This is a genomic window from Phaeodactylibacter sp., assembly GCF_040219495.1.
Taxonomy (GTDB): domain Bacteria; phylum Bacteroidota; class Bacteroidia; order Chitinophagales; family Saprospiraceae; genus Phaeodactylibacter.
The window spans coordinates 86,861-94,464 of the sequence record NZ_JAVJSK010000124.1; the positions used below are offsets into that span (position 1 = coordinate 86,861).

General features: G+C 52.6%; 6 protein-coding genes. 5 read left to right on the forward strand and 1 reads right to left on the reverse strand.

What is annotated here, in order from left to right; all coding sequences use genetic code 11:
- Positions 1-16 precede the first annotated feature (16 nt).
- Genes RIC19_RS20015 through RIC19_RS20035 form a run of 5 tightly spaced genes read left to right on the forward strand, consistent with a single transcriptional unit; the run spans position 17 to position 6,643 of the window.
- Positions 17-1,201, forward strand: coding sequence for an efflux RND transporter periplasmic adaptor subunit (locus RIC19_RS20015; RefSeq protein ID WP_350180138.1), 1,185 nt, complete (start codon positions 17-19; stop codon positions 1,199-1,201).
- 8 nt (positions 1,202-1,209) lie between these two features.
- Positions 1,210-4,416: an efflux RND transporter permease subunit gene (locus RIC19_RS20020; protein WP_350180139.1), complete on the forward strand. Its 3,207-nt coding sequence runs from the start codon at positions 1,210-1,212 to the stop codon at positions 4,414-4,416.
- A gap of 37 nt (positions 4,417-4,453) precedes the next feature.
- Positions 4,454-4,867 (forward strand): GtrA family protein, encoded by a 414-nt coding sequence (locus RIC19_RS20025; protein WP_350180140.1) that lies wholly within the window; start codon positions 4,454-4,456, stop codon positions 4,865-4,867.
- A 7-nt stretch (positions 4,868-4,874) separates the two neighbouring features.
- Positions 4,875-6,218, forward strand: a complete 1,344-nt coding sequence (locus RIC19_RS20030; protein WP_350180141.1) for a TolC family protein — start codon at positions 4,875-4,877, stop codon at positions 6,216-6,218.
- 11 nt (positions 6,219-6,229) lie between these two features.
- The gene (locus tag RIC19_RS20035) at positions 6,230-6,643 is read left to right on the forward strand and encodes a secondary thiamine-phosphate synthase enzyme YjbQ (RefSeq protein WP_350180142.1); all 414 of its coding nucleotides are present in this window, start codon (positions 6,230-6,232) and stop codon (positions 6,641-6,643) included.
- Positions 6,644-6,666: 23 nt separating this feature from the next.
- On the opposite strand, the gene RIC19_RS20040 is transcribed toward RIC19_RS20035, so the two are convergent.
- A complete protein-coding gene (locus tag RIC19_RS20040) occupies positions 6,667-7,227 on the reverse strand; it encodes a hypothetical protein (RefSeq protein ID WP_350180143.1) in 561 nt (186 codons plus the stop codon).
- Positions 7,228-7,604: the final 377 nt, after the last annotated feature.

Genomic DNA, 7,604 nt, shown 5'->3' on the forward strand with positions numbered 1-7,604 from the left:
CTAATAAAGCTGCTTTATGAGCATCACCGCAAGAAGAATCATCATGTTTGCAGGGCTTGTTCTCCTGCTTGGCGCCTTTGCCCTGTCGCGCTTTCTAAGCCAGCAGAAAGACCCGCCCCGCCCCAAGGTCGCCGGCACACAGGTCAAAACCGTCGACACCCTGCACGTCCGCCTCAGCAGCATCCCTACTACGCTGGATGTTCAGGGCGAGCTGTCGGCCTACGACAAAATTGACCTTTTCTCAGAAGTGACGGGCACCCTCGAAAAAACAGAACGCCCCTTCAAGGTAGGCACTTATTTCCCCAAAGGCGCAATGCTCATTAAGGTGGATCAGGAGGAAGCTCAGCTTTCCCTGCTTTCCCAAAAAAGCAGCCTGCTCAATGGCATTACGCAATTGATGCCCGACCTCAAAATCGATTACCCGGAAAGCTATCAGCACTGGAAAGCCTACCTCGACAACTTTGAGGTGGATGCGCCCATCGCAGCCTTCCCGGAGCCGGTGAATGACCAGGAGAAATACTTCATTGCTTCCCGGAATCTGTATAGTCAGTATTACACCATCAAAAGCCAGGAAGAGCGGCTGGACAAATACGCCCTCTATGCACCGTTCAGCGGGGTGATCACGGCCGCGTCCATCAACTCCGGTGCGGTAGTCCGTGCGGGGCAGAAACTGGGCGAGCTCATGAGCACGGGCAGTTATGAACTGGAAGCTACCGTGGCGCTGCGCGACCTGAAATACCTGGCGGTGGGTAACCCGGTAGAGCTGTATTCTGAAGACATCGAAGGCAGCTGGAGTGGCAAAATCCGCCGCATCAGCGATCAGGTGGACGCCGGTACGCAGACGGTGCGGGTGTTCATCAGTGTGAGTGGAGAAAACCTCAGGGAAAATATGTACCTGCGCGGTGACGTCGTGTCCAGCAATATTGACCAGGCCTTTGCCCTGCCCCGCAACCTGCTCAATGATCAGCGGGGGGTATTTGTGGTGCGAGACTCCGTACTCCGGCTGGAAACAGTGGAGGTCGTTAAAATTACGGATGAGTCCGCCATTATCCGCGGGCTGAAACCAGGCACGCCCGTCCTGGCACAGCCTATACCTGATGCCTTTGACGGCATGAAAGTCCGCATCAGCAAAAAGCAAAAATCCAAAAACGCCCAATCAGCAGCAGCTGGCTCTAACGGTCAACTGGGCAGCGCTGAATAAACTCCATTATGAAAAGATTTGTCAACTACTTCATCAAATTCCCGGTAGCGGCCAACCTGATCATGGTGGGGCTTTTCGTGCTCGGTATCGCCGGGCTGCTCAACATGAAGTCCACCTTCTTCCCGGAGGTACCCAGCAAAATCATCAAAATACAGCTGGTCTACCCGGGCTCTTCTCCCGAAGAGATGGAGGAGGGCGTGGTCAAACGTATCGAGGAGAACCTCAAAGGCGTGACGGGGGTAGATCGCTACACCTCAGTCTCTAGCGAAAACAGCGGCAGCATTACCGTTGAAGTCCTCAAAAGCTTTAATACGGATGATGTCCTCGTGGATGTACGCAATGCCGTGGACCAGATCAGCTCCTTCCCCACTGGCCTGGAGCCTCCCGTCGTCTACATTCAGGAAAACCTGGGCTTTGCCATCAGCTTTGCCCTGAGCGGTGACGTGAACCTCAAAACACTGAAACGCTACGGGCGTCAGGTGGAAGAAAACCTCCGGCAAATGGAGGGCATCTCTAAGGTAAGCCTGAGTGGTTTTCCGGATGAAGAAATTGAGATCGCTTTCCGCGAAAAGGACCTGCGCGCCTACGGGCTTACTTTTCAGCAGGCTACACAGGCGGTTCGGGCGGCCAATATCGAAATCACCGGCGGTACCATCAAAGGGGAAGACGAAGAGCTGCTGGTGCGCGCCCGCAACAAAGAATACTACGCTGAGGGGCTGCGCGACATCATCGTCAAGACGACGGCCGAGGGCAGCGTGGTGCGATTATATGAGATTGCCGACCTGCAAGATAAATGGGCCGACTCGCCCAACCGCAGCTTCCTTAATGGAGTGCCTTCTGTGGTGGTTACCGTTCAGAATACCCTGGAAGAAGACATGATTTCCATCACGGACAAAGTACAGCAGTACATCATCGACTTCAATGAGGCCAACGACATTATTGAAGCGACAGTCGTCCGCGATGGCTCGGAAGTGCTCCGGCAACGGATCAGCCTGTTGATGGAAAACGGCCTTTTAGGTTTTGGAATCGTGCTGGTCCTCCTGGCCATGTTCCTGCACTGGCGCCTGGCATTTTGGGTCGCTATTGCGATTCCGATTTCCTTCGCCGGTATGTTCCTGGTAGCGGGTGCGCTGGGCGTCAGTATCAACGTCATCTCCCTGTTCGGTATGATCCTCGTGATCGGTATCCTGGTAGACGATGGTATCGTCATTGGGGAGAATATCTATCAGCAGTACGAAGCCGGAGTGCCCCGCATGAAGGCCGCTCTGGAAGGCACGATGCAGGTCCTACCTGCTGTCTTTGCCGCAATTGTAACAACCGTGCTGGCCTTTTCCTCTTTCCTCTTCATTGACGGGCGGCTGGGCGACTTCTTCTCGCAGATGGCTATTGTGGTTATCTTCTCCCTCGTTTTCTCTCTCATTGAGGGGGCGGTCATTTTGCCCACCCACGTCGCGCACAGTAAGGCCCTGAGCCCCGACCGCGACACCAACAAAATCCAGGAAGGCTTCGAGCGGTTCATGAACTGGATGCGCCACAAAATGTATGGGCCGACCCTGAAGTTTGCCATGCACAACAAGTTTTTTACAATTGCTGTGCTCGTTAGCCTGCTGGTTATCACTGGCGGCGCTATTGGCGGGGGGATCATCAGCACTACCTTCTTCCCGATTATTGAGCGGGACGACATCTCCATACAGCTCCAAATGCCCGCCGGTACCCGGGAGCACATCACCCTGGATAATCTCCAAATGATTGAGGCAGCCGCCTGGCGTGCCAATGACTCCCTGAGCCAGCATTACTTCAAGGGAGAGAAACAAGCTATTGAGCGGGTGGAGGTCAATCTCGGCCCTACCACTTATCAGGGCAACATTAGCCTGAGCATCCTGGATGGTGAAAACCGGGACAGCCTTACTGCCCGGGCCGTCACCAATACGATCCGGCAAATGGTGGGCGATATCCCTACCGCTGAGGTGCTCACCTTCGGGGCAGCCTCTGCTTTTGGCAAGCCCATTTCCATCTCCCTGATTGGGGAGGATTACACTCAGCTCAAAGCGGCGACCGAGGAAGTCAAAGCCGCTATGAAGGGGCTTTCTGAGCTGGCAGATGTAGTGGACAACAATCAGGAGGGGCTGCGGGAGGTCAACATTCAGCTCACCGAAAAGGGCAAATACCTGGGGCTGAAATTGCAGGATGTCGTTGGTCAGGTGCGTAGTGGCTTCTTTGGTAGCGAAGTACAACGCCTGCAACGCGGGCAGGATGAGGTGCGGGTGTGGGTGCGCTACGACCGCGAAGACCGCGACAACATCAACAAACTAAAAGACATGCGCATCCGCTTTGACGATGGGCGGGCGTTTCCCCTTTCGGAAATTGCCACCCTGGAGCTGAAGCGGGGCGTCATCAATATTAACCACATTGATGGTAAGCGGGAAGTGAAGATCGAAGCCGATGTATCGAGCAACGATGTGTCGGTAAGCGATGTCACCGCAAGCCTGAAGGACAACATCATACCCGAAATCATAAGCGGTTACAGCACCGTTTCTGCTATCTACGAAGGGCAAAACCGGGAGCAGCAAAAATCGGCCAGTTCCATTCAGACGGTATTTGGCATCGTGCTGTCACTTATGTTTTTTGTGATTGCACTGACCTTCCGCTCCGTCGGGCAGGCCTTCCTGGTCTTCCTGCTGATCCCATTCGGGTTCATTGGGGTGGGCTGGGGGCACTGGCTCATGGGCTTGCCGATCAGCTTATTCTCTGCCCTGGGCATTATCGCGCTGATCGGTATTCTGGTGAATGACGCCCTGGTTTTTGTGAGCACCTACAACACCCTCATTGAGGAAGGGCGCTCGCACATGGATGCCATTTACGAGACCGGCCTATCGCGTTTCCGGCCTATCGTGCTGACTACTGTCACCACCTTTGCCGGACTGGCACCGCTATTGTTTGAGAAGAGCCTGCAGGCGCAGTTCCTCATCCCGATGGCCATTTCCGTTTCCTTTGGGCTGCTGGTCATCACGGCGGTGATCCTGGTGCTGTTGCCGGTGCTGCTCATCATCATGAACCGCTTCAAAGTCTATACCTCCTACGCCTGGAATGGCGTGAAGCCCAGCTACGAAGCAGTGGAGCCTGCGGTACGGCGGGAAACCGGGTATGAATTCCTGTGGTATGTGCTGGTCACCGTTATCGTAGTGGCGGGGGCCGTATCCTTTATGCTGGGTTGATTATAAAGGGCTACCTTTGCCGCCAAAATGAAAAGTCATGAGGCTGAATAGGGAAACGCTGGCGCAGTTGGTGAAAATGAAAGCCAAATTTGCCATGTCGGGCGCGGTAGCCACCTCGGTGGACTTCCTGCTCTACCTCTGGCTCGTGGACTATCAGGACTGGACGCCGGTGCCGGCGAATATCGTGTCCTACTCCTGTGCGGTGGTGCTGAATTTCATGATGCAAAAGCGCTTCGTATTTCAGCTGCAGGGCTCTGCCCGACGGGCTTTCCTGCTCTCGGTGCTGGTTTCCATAGTGGGGCTCAGCATCAACACGGGCATCGTCTATGCGCTGACCCGCTTTGCCTTTTTTATGGAATACCAGGTCCTGACTAAGCTGATCGCGACAGGCGTCGTATTCTTTTACAACTTTTACCTCAAGCGATATGTCTTTGAACGCAAGTTTATATAAGCCGAACATGAAAATACAACTCGCATTACTGCCCGCACTGCTGCTTTTTGCCCTTACGGGAAAGGCTCAGGAAAACCTCAGCTTGTCCGATGCCATCCAAAAGGGGCTGGACAACAACTACCAGATCAAAATTGCGGAAGCCCGCACCGATATTGCGGAGCGTAATGACGACTGGGCCATCGCCGGGAAAGTCCCGACCATCAACCTGACGGCCAATTCTCAAAACAACTACCGCAACCTCAGCAACCCGGCAGGCCCGCTGACGGCTGCCAATACTTACAACACCGGCATCACACCGGGCATAGAGGCCAGCATGATCCTCTTCGATGGCTACCGGGTGCAGATTACCAAAGAGCAGCTGGAAACGCAGGCAGAGCTGAGCCAGAGCAACCAGCAACTGGCGGTGCAAAACAGCATTCAGGCTATCATCAATGCCTATTACAATGCCCTGGTGCAAAAAGAACAACTCGACGTGCTGGTGGAAGTCCTGGAACTGTCCCACGACCGCGTGGCGTATCAGGAAGTGCGGCAGGAATTCGGGCAGTCGAGCACCTTCGATATCCTACAGACGCAGGATGCTTACCTCAATGACTCCACCAACTACGTGCTGCAAATCAATGCCTACGAAACCGCCATCCGCAACCTCAACCTGGCGATGGGTATCGACGATATGGGCACTTCCTACACCCTCACCGACACCCTTTCCTACGCAGCTGAAGACTATCAGCTGGCCGACCTGCAGCAGGAGATGGAAAGCAACAACGTGGAGCTGCGCAACGAGTACATCAACCGGGAGCTGTCGTCTATCAATACCCGTCTGCAGGAAGCAGCCTTCAAGCCTACGGTGCAGGTAAACGCCGGTGCAACCTACAACGTCGGTATCTCCTTTGGCGAACAAACCCTGAGTTTCGGCCCGAATGAGACCATTCAGGAAATCCCGCAGATTGCCGCCAAGACCTTTCAGCCGTTCCTCAACCTCTCGGCTTCCTACCCGATCTACGATGGTGGGGCCCGTAAAATCCGGTTGGAGAATGCCCGCAAGGAGGAACTCATCGCTCAGCTCAACATTAGCGACCTCAAGCGCACCCTCAATAACCAGTTGGCCAACACCCTGGCGACCTACAACACCCAAAAGCGCCTGGTGGAAGTAACCACAAGCCTGGTGAGTAATGCCCGCCGCAACCTGGAAATTGCCGAGGAGCGCTTCCGGGGGGGCTTGATTAACAGCTTCGATTATCGTACTATACAGGTGAGTTACATCAATGCTTCCCAGCAGCGCCTCAATGCTGTCTTCAACCTTAAAAATACAGAGACAGAGCTGATCCGCCTGATTGGGGGGCTGGTGCGATAAAACTTTACAGCATGGTACAACAATACGAATTCGCCCTCCCTGCTTTCGAGCGGGGCTACCACATCATCACTGCTGAAGTGCAACGGCAGTTGAAGGGTGCCCTGCCCGACCGCGGCATGCTTCACCTGTTTATCAAACACACTTCCGCTGCCCTCACCATCAATGAGAATGCCGACCCGGATGTGCGTACGGACTTCGAAAGCATCTTCAACCACGTGGTGCCGGAAAACCTCCCCTTCCTCACCCACACCATTGAGGGCCCCGACGACATGCCTGCCCACATCAAAGCAGCGATGATCGGCTCCTCTATTACCATTCCAATTACCAAAGGCCGGCTCAACCTGGGCACCTGGCAGGGGATTTATCTGTGCGAGTTCCGCAATCATGGGGGTAGCCGGCAATTGGTAGCTACGGTTTATGGGTGAATGTTAAAAGGATAGAGGTTCGATTATTCCAAAGTGGCTTCAAAATACCCCTCTCGCACCTGAATCGTATCTGGTAAATCATTACCACCAACGAATACCGTATCACGGATAGCCGTAAACTGAAACGTACCTTGTATAAACTGTGTTTCTTTGTTATACTGAATAATATTGACCCAGTTGTCTACAGCGGATGTATCCAGGTAATACCAGTCCAGAATTAAAAAGTCATGGCCATCATCTGAAATGGTCCGCACACTTGCGGATGGGCTATCGTCATTTATAACACCTAGCTTTTCAATACTTCTCAATTCCTGGATACCTTCTTTAATTAATAAATGGTCTAATGACATACTCCTTTTCACAAATCCGTCTTCAGAAGCTTGAATATTCAAATTGAAAGTATCCTTGACATAGTTTCGTTTTACTGCACTAGCTCCTTTCCATAGTGCTTCATCCAGCCCATTCAGGTGGTAAGAAGCATTAGACTTTTTTTCAGGCCGGGGGCTGATTTTCTCACAGGAGGTAAAAAGAAAAATAGTAACAGAATACAGGAAGGTTGTTAGAAAAACGGCTGGATATTTCATGAGCGGGTGTGGATTTTACAAGGAGGAAACAGCTATTTGTTTCCTCCTTACTCTATAAATAAAAGGTTACGCTTTACTTAGAGATCAATAGCTGTTGTGTATGAGTTTCGTTACTTCCTCTTAAATTCAAATAGAAAACGCTGTAACAGCTAATTCGGCTTCTCCCAAAATAGTTTCTCTTATATATTCTCCAAATGTTAGAACCACAACGATATCAGCACTGGCTTCTTCTCTTAACTTAGGCTGTTCGGTTTGAAGTAATTTTCCCGCTCTGCTTTTGTGACAGCGAAAAAGTGTGCCCACACTTCGTAACTTTAGAGTTCGACCAAAAAAGTCATCCATGTGGGCACGACTCCAAGATAGGTTATTTCAAGTTA

What these genes read in the sequence shown, in the direction of transcription:
- RIC19_RS20015 (WP_350180138.1), top strand. Translation starts at nt 17, where the DNA reads ATGAGCATCACCGCAAGAAGAATCATCATGTTTGCAGGGCTTGTTCTC.
- RIC19_RS20020 (WP_350180139.1), top strand. Translation starts at nt 1,210, where the DNA reads ATGAAAAGATTTGTCAACTACTTCATCAAATTCCCGGTAGCGGCCAAC.
- RIC19_RS20025 (WP_350180140.1), top strand. Translation starts at nt 4,454, where the DNA reads ATGAGGCTGAATAGGGAAACGCTGGCGCAGTTGGTGAAAATGAAAGCC.
- RIC19_RS20030 (WP_350180141.1), top strand. Translation starts at nt 4,875, where the DNA reads ATGAAAATACAACTCGCATTACTGCCCGCACTGCTGCTTTTTGCCCTT.
- RIC19_RS20035 (WP_350180142.1), top strand. Translation starts at nt 6,230, where the DNA reads ATGGTACAACAATACGAATTCGCCCTCCCTGCTTTCGAGCGGGGCTAC.
- RIC19_RS20040 (WP_350180143.1), bottom strand. Translation starts at nt 7,227, where the DNA reads ATGAAATATCCAGCCGTTTTTCTAACAACCTTCCTGTATTCTGTTACT.